A 22,000-nucleotide genomic window follows, 5' to 3' on the forward strand; every position below is an offset into this window, starting at 1 on the left:
GGAGATTGATTGATGAGCAACGTACCAGCAGAACTGAAATACAGTAAAGAACACGAATGGCTGCGCAAAGAAGCAGACGGCTCTTACACCGTAGGGATCACCGAACATGCTCAGGAACTGCTGGGTGACATGGTGTTCGTTGACCTGCCAGAAGTGGGTGCCACTGTTAGCGCGGGCGACGACTGCGCGGTTGCGGAATCCGTAAAAGCGGCTTCCGATATCTATGCGCCAGTGGGCGGTGAGATTGTGGCGGTGAATGACGCGCTCAGCGACTCCCCGGAACTGGTGAACAGCGAGCCGTATACCGGCGGCTGGATCTTCAAGATCAAAGCCAGCGACGAAAGCGAAATCGAATCACTGCTGGATGCCACTGCGTACGAGGCATTACTGGAAGACGAATAAGATTGTGCCGGATGGCACTGCGTTTATCCGGCCTACGGTTTTATGTAGGCCAGGTAAGCGTCAGCGCCACCGGGCAATTGAGTTAGAGACAATCACGATTCACTGCACGTTTCAGGAACCATCGCCCATGACACAGACGTTAAGCCAGCTTGAAAACAGCGGCGCTTTCATTGAACGCCATATCGGACCGGACGCCGCGCAGCAGCAAGAAATGCTGAATGCGGTTGGCGCCGAGTCGTTAAACGCGCTGATCGGCCAGATTGTGCCGAAAGACATTCAGCTCGCAACCCCGCCACAGGTGGGCGAGGCGGCGACCGAATACGCTGCGCTGGCAGAGTTAAAAGCCATCGCCGGGCGTAACAAGCGCTTCACGTCCTACATTGGCATGGGTTATACCGCCGTGCAGTTACCGCCGGTTATCCTGCGTAATATGCTGGAAAACCCGGGTTGGTACACCGCATATACGCCGTATCAACCAGAAGTCTCCCAGGGCCGTCTGGAAGCACTGCTTAACTTCCAGCAGGTGACGTTGGATCTGACCGGTCTGGATATGGCTTCCGCTTCTCTGCTGGATGAAGCCACCGCGGCTGCCGAAGCCATGGCGATGGCAAAACGCGTCAGTAAACTGAAAAACGCCAACCGCTTCTTTGTGGCGTCTGATGTTCATCCGCAAACGCTGGATGTTGTCCGTACCCGTGCGGAAACCTTCGGCTTTGATGTCATCGTTGACGACGCAGCAAAAGCGCTGGATCACCAGGATGTCTTCGGGGTGCTGCTGCAACAAGTGGGCACTACCGGTGAAGTTCACGACTACAGCGCGCTGATTGCTGAACTGAAAGCGCGTAAAGTGGTGGTCAGCGTAGCGGCCGATTTTATGGCGCTGGTTCTGCTGACTGCGCCGGGCAAACAGGGCGCGGACATTGTTTTCGGCTCCGCTCAGCGCTTTGGCGTACCGATGGGTTACGGCGGCCCGCACGCGGCATTCTTTGCTGCCAAAGACGAATTCAAACGTTCCATGCCAGGCCGTATTATCGGCGTCTCCAAAGATGCCGCAGGTAATACCGCTCTGCGCATGGCGATGCAGACTCGCGAGCAGCATATCCGCCGTGAGAAAGCGAACTCCAATATTTGTACCTCGCAGGTACTGCTGGCAAACATCGCCAGCCTGTATGCCGTTTACCACGGTCCAGTCGGACTGAAGCGCATTGCGAACCGCATCCACCGCCTGACCGATATTCTGGCCGCGGGTCTGCAACAGAAAGGGTTGAAGCTGCGTCATGCGCACTACTTTGACACCCTGTGTGTCGAAGTCGCTGATAAAGCGGCCGTGCTGGCGCGTGCCGAAGCGGCAGAAATCAACCTGCGCAGCGATATTCATAACGCCGTAGGCATTACGCTCGACGAAACCACCACCCGTGAAAATGTGGTGCAGTTGTTTAATGTTCTGCTGGGCGACAGCCACGGCCTGAACATCGATACGCTGGATAAAGACGTGGCGCTCGACAGCCGTTCTATTCAGGACAACATGCTGCGTGATGATGCGATCCTGAGTCATCCGGTGTTCAATCGCTACCACAGCGAAACCGAGATGATGCGCTACATGCACTCGCTGGAACGTAAAGATCTGGCGCTGAATCAGGCAATGATCCCACTGGGTTCCTGCACCATGAAGCTGAACGCGGCCGCCGAGATGATCCCTATCACCTGGCCTGAATTTGCTGAACTGCACCCGTTCTGCCCACCTGAGCAGGCGGAAGGGTATCAGCAGATGATTGGTCAGCTTTCTGAGTGGCTGGTAAAACTGACCGGTTATGACGCCGTCTGCATGCAGCCGAACTCCGGCGCACAGGGTGAATATGCGGGCCTGCTGGCGATTCGTCACTATCACGAAAGCCGTAACGAAGGTCATCGCGATATCTGCCTGATCCCGGCCTCTGCTCACGGTACTAACCCAGCTTCCGCCCAGATGGCGGGAATGCAGGTGGTAGTGGTGGCCTGTGATAAAAACGGCAACATCGATCTTGGCGATCTGCGCGAAAAAGCGGCGCAGGCGGGTGAAAACCTGTCCTGCATTATGGTGACCTATCCATCCACCCACGGCGTGTACGAAGAAACGATCCGTGAAGTATGCGAAGTCGTGCATCAGTTCGGCGGCCAGGTTTACCTCGATGGCGCGAACATGAACGCTCAGGTCGGTATCACCACGCCAGGCTTTATCGGCGCGGATGTTTCACACCTCAACCTGCATAAAACCTTCTGCATTCCGCACGGCGGCGGCGGCCCGGGTATGGGGCCGATCGGCGTTAAATCGCATCTCGCACCGTTTGTGCCGGGTCACAGTGTGGTACAGATTGAAGGCATGCTCACCCGTCAGGGCGCGGTATCTGCCGCACCGTTCGGTAGCGCCTCCATTCTGCCAATCAGCTGGATGTACATCCGCATGATGGGCGCAGAAGGTCTGAAGCAGGCAAGCCAGGTGGCAATTCTGAATGCCAACTACATTGCCAGCCGTCTGAAAGATGCCTACCCGGTGCTGTATACTGGTCGCGATGGCCGTGTGGCGCACGAGTGTATTCTCGACATTCGTCCACTGAAAGAAGAGACCGGCATCAGCGAGCTGGATATTGCCAAGCGCCTGATCGACTACGGTTTCCATGCGCCAACCATGTCGTTCCCGGTAGCGGGTACGCTGATGGTGGAGCCGACGGAATCTGAAGGTAAAGTGGAATTAGATCGCTTTATTGATGCGATGCTGGCAATCCGCACAGAGATCGATCGTGTGAAAGCAGGCGAGTGGCCACTGGAAGATAACCCGCTGGTTAACGCGCCGCACACCCAGAACGAGCTGGTGGCGGAGTGGAATCACGGTTACAGCCGTGAAATTGCGGTGTTCCCGGCTGGCGTGGCAAATAAATACTGGCCAACGGTGAAACGTCTTGATGACGTTTACGGTGACCGTAATCTGTTCTGCTCCTGCGTGCCGATGAGCGAATATCAGTAACTTTTCCGCGTAGTAAAGCAGTGTATAGGCCGGGTAAGGCGAAGCCGCCTCCCGGCTTTTTCATATCTGGAGGTATCCATGGGAATCGCACTTGTTACTGGCGGAAGTCGCGGTATTGGGCGCGCAACTGCGCTACAGCTGGCAGAAGAGGGTTACACCGTTGCGGTTAACTTCCATCACAATATTCGTGCGGCAACCGAGGTGGTGAATCACATTGCGTCAGCAGGCGGCAAAGCATTTGCCCTGCGGGCGGATATCAGCGATGAAAGCCAGGTTGTGGCAATGTTTGAGGCGATCGACCGAGAAGGTGAACCACTGGCTGCGCTGGTGAACAATGCCGGGATTTTGTTCGAGCAGAGCACGGTAGAAAACTTTACTGCCGAACGCATCAACCGCGTAATGGCAACCAACGTTACCGGCTATTTCCTGTGTTGTCGGGAAGCGGTTAAGCGGATGTCGTTGAAGCATGGCGGTAAGGGCGGGGCGATTGTTAACGTCTCGTCAGCAGCATCAAGGCTGGGCGCTCCATTCGAATATATCGACTATGCAGCGTCGAAAGGGGCGGTAGATACGTTGACGACGGGGTTAGCGCTGGAGGTGGCGGCGCAGGGTATCCGTGTGAACGGCGTGCGTCCTGGCCTAATCTACACCGATATGCATGCGTCTGGTGGGGAGCCCGGACGGGTTGATCGCGTAAAGTCGATGTTACCGATGCAGCGTGGCGGACAACCGGAAGAAGTGGCGCAGGCTATCACCTGGCTGCTGAGTGAGAAGGCGTCTTACGTAACGGGCAGTTTTCTGGAGCTGGCGGGTGGGAAGTAGCGCGTTGATTGCCGGATGGCGCATCGCTTATCGGCCTACGGGAAATTAATGTGTAGGCCGGATAAGGCGTTTACGCCGCCATCCGGCAAAAATCACAGATTTTCGCCGTTGCTGGCGATCACCTCTTTGTACCAGTTGAAGCTTTTCTTGCGTGAACGCGACATATCTCCGGTGCCATCGTCGTGCTTGTTCACGTAAATAAAGCCGTAGCGTTTACTGTACTGACCGGTTGTGAACGACACGCAGTCAATGCAGCCCCACGGTGTGTAGCCCATCAAATCTACGCCATCGTACGTTACTGCTTTCATCATCTCTTCAACGTGGGCGCGTAGATAGTCGATGCGATAGTCATCGTTGATGCTGCCATCTTCTTCTACTTTGTCGTACGCACCAAAGCCGTTTTCAACGATAAACAGCGGCTTCTGATAGCGTTCGTACAGCTCACATAAGGCATAGCGCAGGCCGACGGGATCTATCTGCCAGCCCCAGTCGGAGGCTTTAACGTGTGGGTTGGGGACGCTGCCTTCGAAGCCGGAAATCGCGTCACCGCTGCCACCTTCCGCTTTTACGGCGTTGGTCATGTAGTAGCTGAATCCGAGATAGTCGCAGGTGCCTTCACGCAGGATCTGTTTGTCGCCTGCTTCCATTTTGATATTGAATTCACGACGCTCCCATTCGTTCAGCACATAAGAGGGGTAATAACCGCGTAGCTGGACGTCGGTGAAGACGTAGCGTTCACGCATCGATTCCTGCGCAAACATCATATCCTCGGGTTTACAGGAGAAGGGGTACAGCGGCACCATCGCCAGCATGCAGCCGACTTTTATTTCAGGATTAATGCGCCGTGCCGCCTTCACCGCCAGCGCGCTGGCAACAAACTGGTGATGCAGCACCTGATACAGCGTTTCTTCCGGATTCTCATGCTCGGTGTACACCACGCCGGAACAGCAATAGCCAAACAGCGGCGCGCGCCAGTTACGCTGGTTGTTGATCTCATTAAAGGTCATCCAATATTTGACCTTGTGCTTGTAGCGCTCAAAGACCACTTCGGCAAAACGAACGAAAAAATCGACCACTTTGCGGTTGGTCCAACTACCGTACTGCTGTACCAGATGTAGCGGCATTTCGAAGTGGGAGAGGGTAATAACCGGCTCAATGTTGTACTTGAGCAGCTCGTCGAACATGTCGTCGTAAAACTTCAGCCCTTCTTCATTTGGCTGAGTTTCGTCACCTCGCGGGAAGATTCGGGTCCAGGCAATAGACGTACGGAAGCATTTGAAGCCCATTTCAGCAAACAGCTTTATGTCTTCTTTGTAATGACTGTAAAAATCGACGGCTTCGTGGTTTGGATAGTACTTGCCTGGAATGACGCTCTGGGTGATTTCGCGTGGAACACCGTGCGCGCCGCCGGTCAGCACGTCACAAATGCTTGGCCCTTTGCCGCCTTTGTTCCAGCCGCCTTCAACCTGATGCGCCGCAACCGCGCCACCCCATAAAAAATCTTTCGGTAAAGTCAGTTTTTTCATTTGCGCTCAGTCTCAAATTAATACCATTTGATTTTGAGTCTAACAAAGGAAAGTTAAATGTCACGATATAACAAAATAGGCTTAATGTGATTTGTTACATCAAAAAAACAGTTTGTTTTTTTATGCCAATTTTTTCGCCAGTTTGCGACCCAGTGACTCCAGAATATAAATTACGGGGATTTGTGTGGTTATATCATAGACCCCCGCAATGCGGGTTTGCGGCACATGCCAGGAGAGGTTAAAGTCGGCCAGTTTCGCCAGGCGTGAGTGCTCGTGGCTGGTAACCGACAACACTTTGCAGTTGTGGAGGCTAAACTGGCTGGCGAAACGCAGGATCTCCTCGGTTTCGCCGGAGACGGATAGGACAATTGCCAACGCGTTTCGGGCCATATCATTGGTCACCGGGAAATAGGGATCGTCAATATGGTTGCTGAATTTCCCGACGTTTGAGAAAAATCTCGCACCATATTTAGCTAAGGCGCCGGATGTTCCCGCGCCAACGAATATAATACGCTCGGAGGACAATATAATATCAACAGCCTGATCGAGTAATGTGTCGAATTCGTCGTTATTCACGCCCTTAAAGAAGCTGATTATTTCGCTGGCACCGAAATTAGCCTGTTGCGGTTCATTCTGCTCTAAATATAATTTAAAGCGTACGCGAAACTCAGAGTAGCCCTCACAGTTAAGTTTGCGGCAAAAGCGCAGTACGGTGGTGGTTGAAACCCCTACGGCATCAGCCAGTTCGCGAATGGTCATGTACATGACTTTGTCACGGTTCTTGATGGCATAGTTGTAGACCAACATCTCAAGATTGTTGAGACTGGCGATGGCGGCGTGGGAGAACATACTCACAATGGCAATACTCACTCATCAGACTTCATCTACAGGGAATAATAACATGCAGCCAAATGACATCACTTTTTTTCAGCGTTTCCAGGATGACATTCTGGCCGGACGCAAGACTATCACTATTCGCGATGAGTCTGAGTCCCACTTCAAAACCGGAGACATTCTGCGGGTTGGACGCTTCGAAGATGACGGTTACTTCTGCACTATAGAAGTGGTAGGCACCTCGACCGTGACGTTGGATACGCTGAGTGAAAAACATGCTCAGCAGGAAAATATGACCCTTGATGAGCTTAAACGCGTGATTACAGAGATCTATCCAAATCAGACGCAGTTTTATGTGATTGATTTTAAATGCGTTTAATTTAAAGAATACACTTGTTAGCTGAAAAATAAAATGTAAATAATTGATTTTTATATGTTATTTATTGGTTGATATTTATTTTAGCTAACATGTGTTCACTGGAACCATTCTCAGTTACGCTAGAAGCGCAATCACGAAAGTGTTCGTTTTTTGGGAGTAAGCTATGGTTCAGAAGCCATTAATTGCACAGGGGTATTCTCTGGCAGAGGAAATCGCCAATAGCATCAGCCACGGTATTGGGCTGGTGTTTGGGATTATCGGACTGGTGCTGTTGCTGGTTCAGGCAGTAGATACCAATGCCAGTGCTATGGCCATTACCAGCTATAGCCTGTACGGCGGCAGCATGATTTTGCTGTTCCTGGCTTCAACCCTGTATCACGCGATACCCCATCAGCGAGCGAAACTCTGGCTGAAGAAATTTGACCATTGCGCTATTTATCTGCTGATTGCCGGAACCTATACGCCATTTCTGCTGGTGGGGCTGGACTCACCGTTGGCGCGTGGCCTGATGGTGGTGATCTGGAGCCTGGCGCTGCTCGGTATTCTGTTCAAATTGACCATTGCTCACCGCTTTAAAATTTTGTCGCTGGTGACCTATCTGACCATGGGCTGGCTGTCATTGATTGTGGTGTATCAACTGGCGGCTAAACTGGCTGCTGGGGGCGTAACGCTGCTGGCGGTAGGTGGCGTGGTCTATTCACTGGGCGTCATTTTCTACGTCTGCAAACGTATCCCTTACAACCATGCAATCTGGCATGGATTCGTGCTGGGTGGCAGCGTGTGCCATTTCCTGGCCATCTATCTGTACGTGGGGCAGGCGTAATCATCATTGCCCGGTGGCGCTGCGCTTACCGGGCCTACAAAACCCTCGACCCGGTAAGGTGAAGTCGCTACCTGGCGATTTACTCTTCCAGCGAATACGGCAGCGGTACTATATGCAGCGTTTTCGCGTCGTCGCGCACGCGGAATACGCTGTCGGCTTCCATGTCGTTATTCATCACCACCTGCACCAGTACCTGACCGTCCGCCAGTTGTACTGCCGCAAGTACGGTGCCGGTTCGGCGCCAGTTCTCTCCCATTTTCAGTTCCAGGTCTTCACCCGCTTCCGGCACCCGGCTGGCTGAACCTGCCAGTGTCCACAGCGCTCGTTTGTTAGCGCCGCGGAATTTCGCCCGTGCGACCATTTCCTGACCGGTATAGCAGCCTTTTTTGAAGCTGATCCCACCCAAGGCCTGCAGGTTGGTAGCCTGTGGAATGAACTGCCCGCTGTTGGCGGTATCAATTACTGCGATACCGGCTTCGATATCCAGCGCCAGCCACTGTTGGCTGTTGTTCAACTCCGCTTCACCACGCAGTTTTTCTACCAGCGTTTCCGCCGTGGCTGCATCGGTAATCAGCAGGAAGCGTTCGGCCGGGTGTTCAAACCACAATATCGTGGAAGAGCCTTCGGTAATCACCTGCTTATCGCGGGTTGGCAGTTCGCTAAAGAGATTGTCCAGCGCGGCACGCGCCTGGAATCCTGCAACGCCCAGCAGCACGCGTTCGTCGTCCGGCGCAATCACCACTTTTGAGAAGACGGCATATTTTTTCAGTTCGGTAAGCTGGGCATCGCGCAGGCTACGGCGCTCAAGCCACGCGAAGCCTTCACCCAGGCGGAAGAGGCGCAGGTTGCTCCACATTTTGCCTTTGGCATCACAGTGGGCAGCCAGCACATGCTGATGTTCGGTCAGCTGACTGACATCAGCAGTAACCTGGCCCTGAATATACTTCTCACTGTCGGTGCCGGTAATGGTCGCGAGTGCCCAGTCATCAAGCGTCATCAGCGTCAGAGGCAAACGTGTTGACGCACAAGGCTGACGAGGAGGAAAAGATGTAAAAGCCATAATAATGTCCTGATTTGCTTAACGCAGTAATAATGACTAATGGTAAAAGAGCTATGGCCCATTGCAAGCGGTTTAAACATCCTATTTGTGCCATATTTTAAGCTTTGCGAGGAGACATCCATAATTGATGAACCCTTTGACTTAATGTGGTTTTATTTAGCGATCGTGCTTCCGTTTACTGATATTCCCGTAAAAGAGCGTGAAAAACACGTTACAATAGCCGGGTACTTCGTTTTCGCGAGACAGGAAGAAGAACATGGATATTAACAACAAAGCACGTATTCATTGGGCATGCCGTCGCGGTATGCGTGAGCTGGACATTTCGATCATGCCGTTTTTCGAACATGAGTATGACAACTTAAGTGATGACGAAAAGCGCATTTTTATCCGTTTGCTGGAATGTGATGACCCCGATTTATTTAACTGGTTGATGAATCACGGGAAGCCGGCTGATGCACAGCTGGAGCAAATGGTACGGCTTATCCAGACACGGAATCGGGAACGTGGTCCAGTGGCAATCTGATTTACGCGTCTCCTGGCGCGCACAGTGGATTTCGTTGCTCATTCATGGGCTAGTGGCGGTGCTTATTTTATTGATGCCATGGCCACTGAGTTACACCCCTTTATGGTTGATTTTGCTCTCTCTGGTGGTGTTCGATTGCGTGCGCAGTCAGCGCCGTATCAACGCTTGTCAGGGAGAGATTAGACTATTGATGGATGGCCGCCTGCGTTGGCAAGGGCAAGAGTGGACGATTGTTAGCGCACCCTGGATGATAAAAACGGGCATGATGTTGCGTTTGCGGTCAAGTACAGGAAAGCGTCAGCATCTGTGGCTGGCGGCGGACAGCATGGATGATGCCGAATGGCGGGATTTGCGTCGGTTGATATTACAACCGTCAATGCAGAAATAGCGCTGACGGTAAGGTTACAGACCTTCACCGTCAGTCAGCAGATGCTCAGGACCAGTGTTCGGCCATTTCGCCAAGAATTTGCTCACACCATGCCTGGATGCGTTCATCGCTAAGATCGTACTGGTTGGTTTCATCCAGGGCAAGGCCGACAAACAGTTGCCCATCGGCAATAACAGGTTTATCGCTGGTAAATTCGTAGCCTTCTGTTGGCCAGTAACCGACAAACTTCACCCCTTTCGTGACTAGCTTGTCGTGCAGCATTCCCAGCGCATCCAGGAACCATTCACCGTAACCCAACTGATCGCCCATGCCGTAGAGAGCAACAATTTTGCCTTCCAGGTTGAGGTCATCCAACTGATCCCAGACGGCTTCCCAGTCCTCCTGGATTTCGCCGAAATCCCAGGTTGGGATACCTAAAATGAGCACGTCGTACTGCTCCATTAAGGTCGGAGAATCATCCTTGAGGTTGTGTAATGTCACCAGCTCGGGACCAAGAATATCGCGGATTTTCTCTGCTGCCATCTCGGTGTAGCACGTGCTGGAACCGTAAAAAAGACCCATGTTCATTACTAAACGTCTCAATTCTGCTGTAGCGTTGCGCGTAGTGTATCAGAATCGCCGCAATCACGGCACAATGAGGCATAATGCATCAAAAATGAGAATGAAATAAGGGGCGCGAGTGGAACAAGATCTGGCGCGCATCGAGCAATTTCTTGATGCCCTGTGGCTGGAACGCAATCTGGCGGAAAACACATTAAGTGCGTATCGTCGCGATCTAACCATGCTTGTTGAATGGCTACACCATCGCGGTGTTTCTCTGACGACGGTACAGAGCGATGACCTGCAAGCACTGCTGGCCGAGCGAATGGAGGGGGGGTATAAAGCCACCAGTTCCGCGCGTTTGTTAAGTGCAATGCGGCGTTTTTTTCAACATCTCTATCGCGAGAAATTCCGCGATGATGATCCCAGCGCTTCGCTGGCTTCACCTAAGCTACCACAGCGTTTGCCAAAAGATCTCAGTGAGGCGCAGGTCGAGCGACTGCTGCAGACCCCGCTGATTGACCAGCCGCTGGAACTCCGAGACAAAGCCATGCTCGAAGTCTTATATGCCACCGGTTTGCGCGTTTCTGAGCTGGTGGGGCTGACGATGAGTGATGTCAGCCTGCGTCAGGGCGTTGTGCGGGTCATTGGTAAAGGTAATAAAGAGCGGCTGGTACCGTTGGGTGAAGAGGCTGTGTATTGGCTGGAAACCTATCTGGAGCACGGACGACCATGGTTGCTCAATGGCGTCTCCATTGATGTGCTGTTTCCCAGCCAGCGTGCGCAGCAGATGACACGCCAGACCTTCTGGCATCGAATTAAACACTATGCTGTGTTAGCGGGAATAGACAGCGAGAAGCTGTCGCCGCACGTACTGCGGCATGCTTTTGCCACGCATTTGCTTAACCATGGCGCTGATTTGCGCGTGGTGCAGATGCTGCTTGGTCATAGCGATCTCTCTACCACACAAATTTATACCCATGTCGCAACGGAGCGCTTGCGTCAATTACATCAACAGCATCACCCGCGTGCGTGAGTGCTGACAGGAAAGGATAGGTTATGAAAAAAAGTTTTATGATGCTCACCCTGCTGGCGACGGCGTTTTCAGGCATGGTGCAGGCAGACGACGCGGCGATTCGTCAGTCATTAACGAAGCTGGGTGTACAAAGCACTGAAATTCAACCTGCTCCGATTGCGGGAATGAAAACTGTACTGACCAACAGCGGCGTGCTGTACGTCACCGAAGACGGCAAGCATATTATTCAGGGACCGATGTATGACGTGAGCGGTGCAAGTCCGGTTAACGTCACCAATCAACTGCTGATGAAGCAGCTGAACGCGCTGGAAAAAGAGATGATCATCTATAAAGCGCCGCAGGAAAAACACGTTATTACCATTTTCACCGACATCACCTGCGGCTATTGCCACAAGCTGCATGAAGAGATGAAAGACTACAACGCACTGGGAATTACCGTGCGTTATCTGGCCTTCCCTCGCCAGGGACTGGAAAGCCAGGCCGAGCAGGACATGAAATCCATCTGGTGTGCGTCAGACAAAAACAAAGCGTTTGATGATGCCATGGCGGGTAAAAGCGTGAAGCCAGCAACTTGTAATGTGGATATTGCTGACCATTACGCGCTGGGTGTGCAGTTTGGTGTAAGCGGCACGCCGGCGATCGTTCTGAGCAATGGCTATGTTGTTCCTGGCTATCAGGGACCGAAAGAGATGAAAGCGTTCCTCGACGCGCACCAAAAACAGACCAGCGGTAAATAATTCGCGTGAAACAACAGATACAACTTCGTCGTCGTGAAGCCGACGAGACTAGCGACCTGCCTGCCGATCTGCCGCCGCTGTTGCGTCGTTTGTACGCCAGCCGCGGTGTGCGTAGCGCGCAGGAGCTTGAGCGTAGCGTCAAAGGCATGTTGCCGTGGCAGCAATTGAGCGGTGTCGAAAAGGCGGTGGAGATCCTCTATAACGCTTTTCGTGAAGGCACCCGCATTATCGTGGTGGGGGATTTTGACGCCGATGGCGCAACCAGCACGGCGCTGAGCATTCTGGCGATGCGAGCATTGGGATGTAGCAACATTGACTACCTGGTGCCCAACCGTTTTGAAGACGGTTATGGTTTGAGCCCGGAGGTGGTGGATCAGGCACATGCCCGCGGCGCTCAGCTGATCGTCACCGTCGACAACGGCATCTCTTCCCATGCCGGCGTTGAACATGCCAGAACGCTGGGGATCCCGGTAGTGGTTACCGATCACCACCTGCCCGGCGATACCCTGCCGGGTGCAGTGGCGATTATTAATCCTAACCTGCACGACTGTACGTTCCCGTCGAAATCACTGGCGGGCGTCGGCGTGGCTTTTTATCTGATGCTGGCACTGCGTACTTTTCTTCGTGATAAGGGCTGGTTTGATGAGCGAGCTATCACCCCGCCAAACCTCGCAGATCTGCTTGATCTGGTTGCGCTAGGTACGGTGGCCGATGTTGTCCCGCTGGACGCTAATAACCGCATCCTGACGTGGCAAGGCTTGAGCCGTATTCGCGCAGGGAAATGTCGTCCTGGCATTAAAGCGCTGCTTGAGATTTCAAATCGCGACCCGCAGAAATTGGCCGCCAGCGATTTAGGCTTTGCGCTGGGGCCACGCCTGAATGCGGCAGGCCGCCTGGATGATATGTCTGTTGGCGTGGCGCTGTTGCTGTGCGACAACATTGGCGACGCGCGGGTGCTTGCCAGTGAACTGGACGCGCTCAACCAGACGCGGAAAGAGATAGAGCAGGGCATGCAGACGGAAGCGCTGACCCTGTGCGAGAAGCTTGAGCGCAGCAGCGAGACGCTGCCTGGCGGGCTGGCGATGTATCACCCCGAGTGGCATCAGGGCGTAGTAGGGATCCTGGCGTCACGCATTAAAGAGCGTTTTCACCGTCCGGTGATCGCCTTTGCACCGGCTGGAGACGGCACCCTTAAAGGGTCAGGGCGCTCGATTCAGGGCCTGCACATGCGAGATGCACTGGAGCGACTGGATACCCTTTACCCGGGCATGATCCTTAAGTTCGGCGGCCACGCCATGGCGGCAGGATTATCGCTGGAAGAAGCACAGTTTGAGTGCTTCCAGCAGCGTTTTGGTGAGCTGGTTACCGAGTGGCTCGATCCTGCCTTACTGCAGGGCGAAGTGGTCTCCGATGGCCCGCTAAGTGCGGCGGAGTTGACCATGGAAGTCGCACAAATGCTGCGTGATGCAGGACCTTGGGGGCAAATGTTCCCGGAGCCGCTGTTTGACGGGCGCTTTCGCCTGCTTCAGCAGCGTCTGGTTGGCGAGCGTCATCTGAAGGTGATGGTTGAGCCCGTCGACGGCGGACCGCTGCTGGACGGTATTGCGTTTAATGTTGATACCGCTATCTGGCCGGATAACGGCGTTCGTGAAGTCACGCTGGCCTATAAGCTGGATATTAACGAGTTTCGCGGCAACCGCTCATTGCAAATTATTATCGATAATATCTGGCCACTTTAGCGTCACTATATCTATAAAAAAGAGCGTGGATTGGTTACAATCCCGCTCTTATAACCGCATTTTGACTCGTCCAATAAAAGAAAACAGACCATGTTTGAAATTAATCCGGTAAATAACCGCATTCAGGACCTCACGGAACGCTCTGACGTTCTTAGGGGGTATCTTTGACTATGATGCCAAGAAAGAGCGTCTGGAAGAAGTAAACGCCGAGCTGGAACAGCCGGATGTCTGGAACGAACCCGAACGCGCGCAGGCGCTGGGCAAAGAGCGTTCTTCCCTTGAGGCCATTGTCGACACGCTCGACCAAATGAGCCAGGGCCTGGAAGATGTCTCCGGCCTGTTAGAACTGGCTATAGAAGCCGACGACGAAGAAACCTTTAACGAAGCCGTTGCCGAACTCGATACGCTGGAAGAAAAGCTGGCGCAGCTGGAGTTCCGTCGTATGTTCTCCGGTGAATATGACAGCGCAGATTGCTATCTCGATATTCAGGCCGGTTCTGGCGGCACCGAAGCGCAGGACTGGGCCAGCATGCTGATGCGCATGTATCTGCGTTGGGCTGAAGCACGCGGCTTTAAGACTGAAATTATTGAAGAATCTGAAGGTGAAGTGGCGGGTATTAAATCCGTGACCATCAGAATCGCTGGCGAATATGCTTACGGCTGGCTGCGTACTGAAACCGGCGTACACCGCCTGGTACGTAAGAGTCCGTTTGACTCCGGCGGTCGCCGCCATACGTCGTTCAGCTCTGCGTTTGTCTACCCGGAAGTTGACGATGACATTGATATCGAAATCAACCCGGCAGACCTGCGCATCGATGTTTACCGCGCTTCAGGTGCGGGTGGTCAGCACGTTAACCGTACAGAATCTGCGGTGCGTATTACCCACATCCCGACCGGGATTGTGACACAGTGCCAGAACGACCGTTCCCAGCACAAGAACAAAGACCAGGCCATGAAGCAGATGAAAGCGAAGCTTTATGAACTGGAAATGCAGAAGAAGAATGCCGAGAAGCAGGCGATGGAAGACACCAAGTCCGACATCGGCTGGGGTAGCCAGATTCGTTCTTATGTCCTGGATGACTCCCGCATCAAAGATCTGCGTACCGGGGTTGAAACCCGTAACACGCAGGCGGTGCTGGATGGCAGCCTGGATCAATTTATCGAAGCAAGTTTGAAAGCAGGGTTATGAGGAACCAACATGTCTGAACAACACGCACAGGGCGCTGACGCGGTAGCCGACCTTAACAATGAACTGAAAACGCGCCGTGAGAAGCTGGCTAACCTGCGTGAGCAGGGGATCCCGTTTCCGAACGATTTCCGTCGCGATCACACCTCAGACCAACTGCACGCTGACTTCGACGCGAAAGAAAACGAAGAGCTGGAAGCGCTGAACATTGAGGTATCCGTTGCCGGTCGTATGATGACCCGCCGCATTATGGGGAAAGCCTCATTCGTTACGCTGCAGGACGTTGGTGGCCGCATTCAGCTGTACGTTGCGCGTGACGATCTGCCGGAAGGCATTTACAACGAGCAGTTCAAAAAATGGGATCTGGGCGATATCCTCGGCGCGAAAGGTAAGTTGTTTAAGACTAAAACCGGCGAGCTGTCCATCCATTGCACCGAGCTGCGTCTGCTGACTAAAGCGCTGCGTCCGCTGCCGGACAAATTCCACGGCCTGCAGGATCAGGAAGCGCGTTACCGTCAGCGCTACCTGGATCTCATCTCTAACGATGAATCTCGCAACACCTTTAAAGTGCGCTCACAGATCATGGCGGGTATTCGTCAGTTCATGGTTGGCCGCGGCTTTATGGAAGTGGAAACCCCGATGATGCAGGTGATCCCTGGCGGTGCTGCTGCACGCCCGTTCATCACCCATCATAACGCGCTGGATCTGGACATGTACCTGCGTATTGCGCCGGAACTGTACCTCAAGCGTCTGGTGGTTGGCGGCTTCGAACGTGTGTTCGAAATTAACCGTAACTTCCGTAACGAAGGCATCTCCGTTCGTCATAACCCAGAGTTCACCATGATGGAACTCTATATGGCTTATGCGGACTACAAAGACCTGATCGAACTGACCGAATCGCTGTTCCGCACGCTGGCGCAGGACGTTCTGGGAACCACCGAAGTGCCTTACGGCGAAGAAGTCTTCGACTTTGGTAAACCGTTCGAAAAACTGACCATGCGTGAAGCCATTCAGAAATACCGTCCGGAAACCAACATGGCGGATCTGGACAACTTCGACTCTGCTAAAGCGATTGCTGAATCTATCGGCATCAAGGTTGAGAAGAGCTGGGGTCTGGGTCGTATCGTGACGGAGATCTTTGAAGAAGTGGCGGAAGCGCACCTGATTCAGCCGACCTTCATTACCGAGTACCCGGCAGAGGTTTCTCCGTTGGCTCGTCGTAACGATGACAACCCGGAAATTACTGACCGCTTCGAATTCTTCATTGGTGGACGCGAAATCGGTAACGGTTTCAGCGAGCTGAACGATGCAGAAGATCAGGCGCAGCGTTTCCAGGATCAGGTTAACGCCAAAGATGCGGGCGATGACGAAGCGATGTTCTACGACGAAGACTACGTTACCGCTCTGGAACACGGTCTGCCGCCGACAGCCGGTCTGGGGATTGGTATCGACCGTATGGTTATGCTGTTCACCAACAGCCATACCATCCGTGACGTGATCCTGTTCCCGGCGATGCGTCCGGTTAAATAAGATGTGAAATGCCGGATCGCGCCACGCTTTTCCGGCCTACGATAAGCATGATTTGTAGGCCGGATAAAACGCTTTCGCGTTGCCATCCGGCAATCAATTACGGTTAGCAAACTCGCGTAATAATTCGCGCGCTTTATCGTTAGATGCCTGCATTACCATCCACGGGCTGAAGGCCCACGGTGTGGCATCCAGCGCACGTAAGACATCCTCAAGTTCACTCCACTGCTCATCCATTACTTCATCCGTGTTTGGCCGTCGCGCACTGATAACTCGTGCGGCATAGACCGGGCAAACTTCGTTTTCCACAATCCCACTGGGGTCTGCAGCGCGGTAACGAAAATCAGGATACACGGGCGTGAGTTCGGCTACCTCCACACCCAGTTCGAAACGAGCGCGACGGATGATGGCGTCTGCAGTAGTTTCACCGGACTGCGGATGGCCGCAGACCGAGTTAGTCCAGACGCCTGGCCAGGCTTTTTTGTGTAGCGAACGCCGAGTCACCAACAGTTGGCCCTGGTCGTTAAAGAGCCAGCAGGAGAAGGCAGAGTGTAGGGGCGTTGTAGCGGTATGCGCCGCATACTTTTCCAGTGTTCCGCAGGGCTGGTCCTGCTCATTCAACAAAATGACATGTTCCTGTCGCATCGCATCCACCATTAATCTTGAGCATCACTATTATATGCCTAATTGTGGCCGATTGATTATCCGTCGGTGTGAAATGCCTGAACGGACGATTCGTGCCGCGATATGATTTGGCATCCGGCATCGGACTGCTATGATAAAGCGTCTTAAAATGTTGCGAGGAATTGTTTTGAGTGCGGGACGCCTGATGAGAAAACGCTTTGTTATCACAATAATGTTGCTGAGCAGCCTGCTCGTCGCGGGATGTTCAAGCTCATCTGATTCCGGTTCTGGTTCTACCTATACCGTTAAGCGGGGAGACACGCTGTATGGTATTTCACGTGCGACAGGGACCAGCGTCAAAGAGATCGCGCGCCTGAACAACATTTCTCCCCCCTATACCATAGAAGTTGGGCAAAAGCTTAAGGTCAGCGGTGGCGCGAAAACCAGCACGGCATCGGCGAAAACAAAATCTAAATCGAAATCCTCCACCAAAACGGCAGCAGTCAGACCGTCTTCTTCTGTGCCACAGTCATCCTGGCCACCGGTAGGGCAACGCTGTTGGCAGTGGCCAGCGAGTGGGAAGGTGATACTGCCATACTCCACGGCCGAAGGTGGCAACAAGGGGATTGATATCTCTGCCGCGCGCGGCACGCCTGTTTATGCGGCTGGAGCCGGGAAGGTGGTCTATGTCGGCAATCAGCTGCGCGGCTACGGCAACCTCGTGATGATAAAACATGGCGAAGATTACATTACCGCCTACGCCCATAACGATACGCTGTTGGTTAACAACGGGCAAACAGTGAAAGCCGGGCAGAAAATTGCCACCATGGGCAGCTCTGATGCGGCTTCGGTGCGCCTGCATTTCCAGATCCGTTATCGCGCTACGGCTATCGATCCGCAGCGCTATTTGCCGCCGCAGGGCAGCAAACCAAAATGCTGACGGTGAATTAATCGCCAGTCAGTCGATCAGCCCCTTGCCAGGAAGTGTGTAAGGTTTATAATCCCTTACGCACTTCAATGCGGGCGTAGTTCAATGGTAGAACGAGAGCTTCCCAAGCTCTATACGAGGGTTCGATTCCCTTCGCCCGCTCCAGATCTCTCCCCTTGTGGAGAAGCCTTAAAAGCCTTCTCTATCAGCAACTTAAATAGTTACCTATTTTAGTCGCCTATGGGTTCTACCATTGTGATCCGCCTTTGGTAACTGTCACGCTAAGTTACATGGTGAGATGACAGTATAACTCAGCGTTGGCGGCAGTTGCATCCTCACACCGCGATAGCAAAACGTGAAGAAAAAGCCCATCTAGGCATTGTTATGTCATCGACAGACTAATCATACGCATTTAAGCCCGATGTGCGGCCTTATGGCTGCGTAAACAGGTGAATAGTGGTAATGCCCCGGTAGCTAGAGACCCGGCTCTGCCAGCGCTTCGCTCACGCTCCTAACGGTACACGAGCACCCTGATAAAGTGTGATTCCTCTGACAATCTGATGAAGTCGCTACGCTCCGCTTGTCTCCTTACCACTAACGGGGCTTTATGGCTCTATTGTCTGAAATCAGAGAGTTGCATGAACAATACTTGATAGATAATCTAAGATAAATCTTAAGTTGCAAGAGGTCTTATGATGTCTGCAAAATCAAATCGAACATACAAGTACGGCGACCAACCGATAAGAATCACTACTGTGCAAGTGGTTGAGCAACAGTTCGGAGGGGCGGCAACGGCGAAGCAAGTAGATGATTACCTCAGAAAGTTATTTCCACATTATAAAGACGATACGTGGCTTAATCTTGTGGTTAACACAGTCAACTTTAACCGCAGTTACTGGAGTTTCAACAAAACAGCCAGACGAACTGATGATGTAACCCATCGCCATCATGAGTATGACCGCTTATTCAAGCGAGGGAACATTTTTGAAATCTATCAACCCTCTTTGCATGGCATTTGGGAATTGTACCAGGATCAACAGGCTAAATGGTGTTACCGTCAAGTGAAGTCGGAGTTTGAAGAAGCAGTAGAGGCTGCTGCTAAATTACCCTCATCTACACGGGAGCAGATTTTAGCAACGGAAAGTAAAACTCCAGTGATAACCGAAGTAACAACACGAGTTTATAAGCGAAGCCCGTATGTGGTTGCAGAAGCTCTTTTAAGAGCTAATGGTAAGTGCCAAAGCTGTAAGCGTGATGCACCTTTCCTGAAAGAAGATGGTACCCCATTTCTTGAAGTTCACCACATTGAGTGGCTTTCTAAAGGCGGGGAGGACTCCGTGAAAAATGCTATAGCATTGTGTCCAAATTGCCATAGGCAAGCTCATTACGGTGCTTTGGAATTAGTGGCGGTTAACAAGCAAGGTTGAACACTACTTTTCATACAGGATGTCCATGAAAAAGCTCGAATGGGGTAAATACGCGCTGATCTATCTTGCAGGATTTCTGACCAGTTTCAGTGGTGCTCTGGATAGTTTAGTGAAAATTCCTTCGTCGTATAAAGAATTAAAGAAGACATACATCTACGATAGCGAGTTTTTAACAGGCCAATGGTCAACAAATGCTGAATACTTAGCTGACAGTGGTGAACTGGGATTGGACTGACCCCACCCCGGTAGACGATCCTGCCCTATAGTTGGACTGACCCCACCCCGGTAGACGATCCTGCCCTATAGTTTGAGCATAGGGGGAGCATATGGGCACACCACGATTTACACCTGAATTTAAGGAAGAAGCCGTCCGACAGATAACGGAACGCGGTTATTCCGTTGCCGAAGTATCTGACCGTCTGGGCGTTTCTGCCCACAGCCTCTACAAGTGGCTACGGGCTATCAAACCGGATAACAGCGAGCAGCATGCCCGGGATTTACTGGAAGCCAAAAGCGAGATCCTGAAACTACGGGCGCAGCTAAAACGTACCGAAGAAGAACGGGATATCCTGAAAAAGGCCGCGCGGTACTTTGCAAGGGAGCCCGACTGAAGTACCGCTTTATCAATGAGCACCGCACTGTATGGGGTGTGATGACAATGTGTCGGGTACTGGATGTCGCCCGGGCCGGGTTCTACGCGTGGCTGCATAACCCGGTCTCGGCACGTGATAAAGATAATCAGCGTCTGCTGACGCTTATCCGTGACTCCTATTCACTGAGCGGAGGCGTATACGGTTACCGGCGGGTTCATAGCGACCTGAACGAAATCGGGGAAACCTGCGGTAAAAACCGGGTGGGCCGTATTATGCAACTGAACCGGATTAAAGCCGTGCGCGGCTATAAAGCGCCGCGTCGTATCGCTGGCAGACCTTCAGTGGTTGCCCCTAATCGCGTGCAGCGGCAGTTTACTGTTGTCCGGGCCAATCAGGTCTGGGTCACCGACATTACTTATATCCGTACCTGGCAGGGCTGGCTGTATCTGGCGGTGGTTATCGATCTCTTCGCCCGTAACGTGGTGGGCTGGTCGATGAAGCCCACTCTCTCACGCGAACTGGCGCTGGATGCACTGATGATGGCGGTCTGGCGACGTAAACCCGACGGTGAGGTCATTGTGCACTCAGACCAGGGAAGCCAGTACGGCAGTGACGACTGGCAGCGCTTCTGCCGGGCTAATAACCTGGTCCCGAGCATGAGCCGGCGTGGCAACTGCTGGGATAATGCGGTGGCCGAATCGTTCTTCAGTTCACTGAAAAAAGAGCGCATCAGGAAGAGAATATACAAAACCCGGGATCTAGCCCGGGCGGATATCTTCGATTACATTGAAGTGTTCTACAACCGGGCCCGGCGCCACAGTCACCTCGGCGGCGTCAGTCCGGAGGCCTTCGAACAGGCCTCGTCGTGAGGACAGAATTTGTCTACGGTCGTGGGGGCAGTCCACTTCCCATTCTAACAACAGGTGGTTTCTGAACCGTCGAGCCTCATTAAGATCGCGGGTTGAGGTGGTTTTACGCCACATCCGGCACGGATATAAAAATCTGAGGTACTTCGGTACGAAGATCTGAAACATCCAGATCCCGTCTTTCCGCTTATATAAGTACGCCTGGCCCTTGATTGACACGATAATGATCCTTTATTATCACGTAATCAGTTACCTATGCTGATCGCAATGTCGTTATCTGTCAGTAGGTTACAGAAGTGGAATGGATTTTTGTTCGATTCCCTTCGCCCGCTCCATGACCTTTCTTAAAGTACTCCAACTTACTGAATCCTAAGGGATACAGCTTTAAGCCTTCCGCTAGTTTTACTCACTGTAACCAACACTGTAACTAAATCTGTTGAAATAGTGAGCAGATTTAAGAACTCAGCACATGCTCAACTCAAAAACCTATCTTTATCAGCGCAATGGCGTCTTTTATATCCGCCTCAGGATGAAGACTACTGGTCACCTGACTGCTTCGCTTCCTTCCCACAACCGTTATAAACTAGCGTCAGTATCACTACGAATCAAGGACAGAGGCACTGCTACTGTATTGGCTGAACCTGAAGTCCCTGAACATAAGGCTCTGACCTGGCGTCTCTCATTGAGCAGTATGAGCAGGAGAACGCCCAGAACTGGAAGCCAGCGACCCCAAGCGAGAACCGAGCGTCACACTCTACGTTAATCGAGACATTCGACTATCTGACAATTCAGGATGTGGGTAAGGCGACCCGTTCACATATGCTCAGGGTCCGAGACGTCCTCCAACAGTCAGTTGCCTAAGAACCGCAAGCAACGCTTTAAGGATATGCCGCTGTCTGACCTGCTGGACCGAGAGTCTAAGACTGCTACTGATTGTCTGGATGTCGTAACCATCAACAATAAATATCTTATCAATATGGCTGCTGTCATTAATTGGATTAGATATGTTAACGAGTTTAGGCTTGCTGATAATCACCAG

General features: G+C 52.5%; 21 protein-coding genes, 1 tRNA gene and 2 pseudogenes. 18 read left to right on the forward strand and 6 right to left on the reverse strand.

Features of this window, described 5'->3' with window-relative positions; all coding sequences use genetic code 11:
- The first annotated feature begins 12 nt into the window (after positions 1–12).
- The 3 genes from gcvH to IB214_RS03960 all read left to right on the forward strand — a co-directional run bounded on the left by gcvH (position 13) and on the right by IB214_RS03960 (position 4,225).
- Complete coding sequence (gcvH, locus tag IB214_RS03950) at positions 13–402, forward strand: glycine cleavage system protein GcvH (RefSeq protein WP_045447282.1); 390 nt, start codon at positions 13–15, stop codon at positions 400–402.
- A gap of 127 nt (positions 403–529) precedes the next feature.
- Positions 530–3,403, forward strand: coding sequence for an aminomethyl-transferring glycine dehydrogenase (gene gcvP, locus IB214_RS03955; protein WP_117342628.1), 2,874 nt, complete (start codon positions 530–532; stop codon positions 3,401–3,403).
- Between the two features lie 78 nt (positions 3,404–3,481).
- Positions 3,482–4,225 carry an SDR family oxidoreductase gene (locus IB214_RS03960; RefSeq protein ID WP_117342627.1) on the forward strand — a complete coding sequence of 248 codons (744 nt, stop codon included), beginning with the start codon at positions 3,482–3,484 and terminating at the stop codon, positions 4,223–4,225.
- Between the two features lie 92 nt (positions 4,226–4,317).
- Here IB214_RS03960 and bglA read toward each other — a convergent pair whose 3' ends face one another.
- On the reverse strand, positions 4,318–5,751 hold the full coding sequence (gene bglA, locus IB214_RS03965; protein ID WP_117342626.1) for a 6-phospho-beta-glucosidase BglA: 1,434 nt from the start codon (positions 5,749–5,751) through the stop codon (positions 4,318–4,320).
- 120 nt (positions 5,752–5,871) lie between these two features.
- Positions 5,872–6,600 carry a MurR/RpiR family transcriptional regulator gene (locus IB214_RS03970; RefSeq protein ID WP_117342762.1) on the reverse strand — a complete coding sequence of 243 codons (729 nt, stop codon included), beginning with the start codon at positions 6,598–6,600 and terminating at the stop codon, positions 5,872–5,874.
- Positions 6,601–6,652: 52 nt separating this feature from the next.
- On the opposite strand from IB214_RS03970, the gene yqfB reads away from it, so the two are divergent.
- Together yqfB and IB214_RS03980 are read left to right on the forward strand one after the other, a co-directional pair.
- On the forward strand, positions 6,653–6,964 hold the full coding sequence (gene yqfB / locus IB214_RS03975; protein WP_096755795.1) for a N(4)-acetylcytidine aminohydrolase: 312 nt from the start codon (positions 6,653–6,655) through the stop codon (positions 6,962–6,964).
- Between the two features lie 163 nt (positions 6,965–7,127).
- A complete protein-coding gene (locus tag IB214_RS03980; RefSeq protein WP_117342625.1) occupies positions 7,128–7,787 on the forward strand; it encodes a hemolysin III family protein in 660 nt (219 codons plus the stop codon).
- Between the two features lie 79 nt (positions 7,788–7,866).
- On the opposite strand, the gene ygfZ is transcribed toward IB214_RS03980, so the two are convergent.
- Complete coding sequence (ygfZ, locus tag IB214_RS03985; protein WP_115257540.1) at positions 7,867–8,847, reverse strand: tRNA-modifying protein YgfZ; 981 nt, start codon at positions 8,845–8,847, stop codon at positions 7,867–7,869.
- A gap of 256 nt (positions 8,848–9,103) precedes the next feature.
- Between ygfZ and sdhE the strand changes: the two genes are divergently transcribed.
- Both sdhE and IB214_RS03995 read left to right on the forward strand, forming a co-directional pair.
- Complete coding sequence (gene sdhE, locus IB214_RS03990) at positions 9,104–9,370, forward strand: FAD assembly factor SdhE (protein WP_096755798.1); 267 nt, start codon at positions 9,104–9,106, stop codon at positions 9,368–9,370.
- Positions 9,351–9,758 (forward strand): protein YgfX, encoded by a 408-nt coding sequence (locus IB214_RS03995; protein WP_117342624.1) that lies wholly within the window; start codon positions 9,351–9,353, stop codon positions 9,756–9,758. Before sdhE ends, IB214_RS03995 begins: the two co-directional genes overlap by 20 nt.
- A 45-nt stretch (positions 9,759–9,803) precedes the next feature.
- Here the strand turns inward: IB214_RS03995 and fldB are convergent, their stop codons facing one another.
- On the reverse strand, positions 9,804–10,325 hold the full coding sequence (gene fldB / locus IB214_RS04000; RefSeq protein WP_096755800.1) for a flavodoxin FldB: 522 nt from the start codon (positions 10,323–10,325) through the stop codon (positions 9,804–9,806).
- Between the two features lie 112 nt (positions 10,326–10,437).
- Between fldB and xerD the strand changes: the two genes are divergently transcribed.
- From xerD to lysS, 5 genes are all read left to right on the forward strand, one after another.
- Positions 10,438–11,334 (forward strand): site-specific tyrosine recombinase XerD, encoded by an 897-nt coding sequence (gene xerD, locus IB214_RS04005; RefSeq protein ID WP_096755801.1) that lies wholly within the window; start codon positions 10,438–10,440, stop codon positions 11,332–11,334.
- A 23-nt stretch (positions 11,335–11,357) separates the two neighbouring features.
- Positions 11,358–12,071 (forward strand): bifunctional protein-disulfide isomerase/oxidoreductase DsbC, encoded by a 714-nt coding sequence (gene dsbC / locus IB214_RS04010; RefSeq protein WP_096755802.1) that lies wholly within the window; start codon positions 11,358–11,360, stop codon positions 12,069–12,071.
- Positions 12,072–12,076: 5 nt separating this feature from the next.
- Positions 12,077–13,810, forward strand: a complete 1,734-nt coding sequence (gene recJ / locus IB214_RS04015) for a single-stranded-DNA-specific exonuclease RecJ (protein WP_117342623.1) — start codon at positions 12,077–12,079, stop codon at positions 13,808–13,810.
- Positions 13,811–13,900: 90 nt separating this feature from the next.
- Positions 13,901–14,999 (forward strand): peptide chain release factor 2 gene (gene prfB, locus IB214_RS04020; protein ID WP_115257544.1). Its coding sequence is split into 2 segments (ribosomal slippage): positions 13,901–13,975 and positions 13,977–14,999, totalling 1,098 coding nucleotides; the frame shifts between segments, so codons are not numbered across the junction.
- 9 nt (positions 15,000–15,008) lie between these two features.
- Positions 15,009–16,526, forward strand: a complete 1,518-nt coding sequence (lysS, locus tag IB214_RS04025; protein WP_096755805.1) for a lysine--tRNA ligase — start codon at positions 15,009–15,011, stop codon at positions 16,524–16,526.
- Between the two features lie 93 nt (positions 16,527–16,619).
- On the opposite strand, the gene idi is transcribed toward lysS, so the two are convergent.
- Positions 16,620–17,168: an isopentenyl-diphosphate Delta-isomerase gene (idi, locus tag IB214_RS04030; RefSeq protein ID WP_117342622.1), complete on the reverse strand. Its 549-nt coding sequence runs from the start codon at positions 17,166–17,168 to the stop codon at positions 16,620–16,622.
- Between the two features lie 160 nt (positions 17,169–17,328).
- Between idi and actS the strand changes: the two genes are divergently transcribed.
- From actS to IB214_RS04055, 5 genes are all read left to right on the forward strand, one after another.
- On the forward strand, positions 17,329–18,087 hold the full coding sequence (actS, locus tag IB214_RS04035; RefSeq protein ID WP_161959020.1) for an amidase activator ActS: 759 nt from the start codon (positions 17,329–17,331) through the stop codon (positions 18,085–18,087).
- A 79-nt stretch (positions 18,088–18,166) separates the two neighbouring features.
- A tRNA-Gly gene (locus tag IB214_RS04040) sits at positions 18,167–18,240 on the forward strand.
- A gap of 530 nt (positions 18,241–18,770) precedes the next feature.
- Entirely contained in the window at positions 18,771–19,502 is a 732-nt protein-coding gene (locus IB214_RS04045; RefSeq protein ID WP_117342620.1) for an HNH endonuclease signature motif containing protein, read from the forward strand.
- A gap of 25 nt (positions 19,503–19,527) precedes the next feature.
- Complete coding sequence (locus IB214_RS04050; protein WP_223240291.1) at positions 19,528–19,737, forward strand: hypothetical protein; 210 nt, start codon at positions 19,528–19,530, stop codon at positions 19,735–19,737.
- 91 nt (positions 19,738–19,828) lie between these two features.
- Positions 19,829–20,964 (forward strand): IS3 family transposase gene (locus IB214_RS04055; RefSeq protein WP_208642073.1). Its coding sequence is split into 2 segments (ribosomal slippage): positions 19,829–20,075 and positions 20,075–20,964, totalling 1,137 coding nucleotides; the frame shifts between segments, so codons are not numbered across the junction.
- Positions 20,965–21,003: 39 nt separating this feature from the next.
- On the opposite strand, the pseudogene IB214_RS04060 reads toward IB214_RS04055, so the two are convergent.
- A pseudogene (locus IB214_RS04060) lies at positions 21,004–21,180 on the reverse strand (DUF6538 domain-containing protein); the annotation flags it as partial.
- 250 nt (positions 21,181–21,430) lie between these two features.
- Between IB214_RS04060 and IB214_RS04065 the strand changes: the two are divergent.
- Positions 21,431–21,949: pseudogene (locus IB214_RS04065) on the forward strand (hypothetical protein); the annotation flags it as partial.
- Positions 21,950–22,000 lie beyond the last annotated feature (51 nt).

It is taken from the genome of Citrobacter sp. C1 (assembly GCF_014596895.2).
Lineage (GTDB): Bacteria > Pseudomonadota > Gammaproteobacteria > Enterobacterales > Enterobacteriaceae > Citrobacter > Citrobacter gillenii.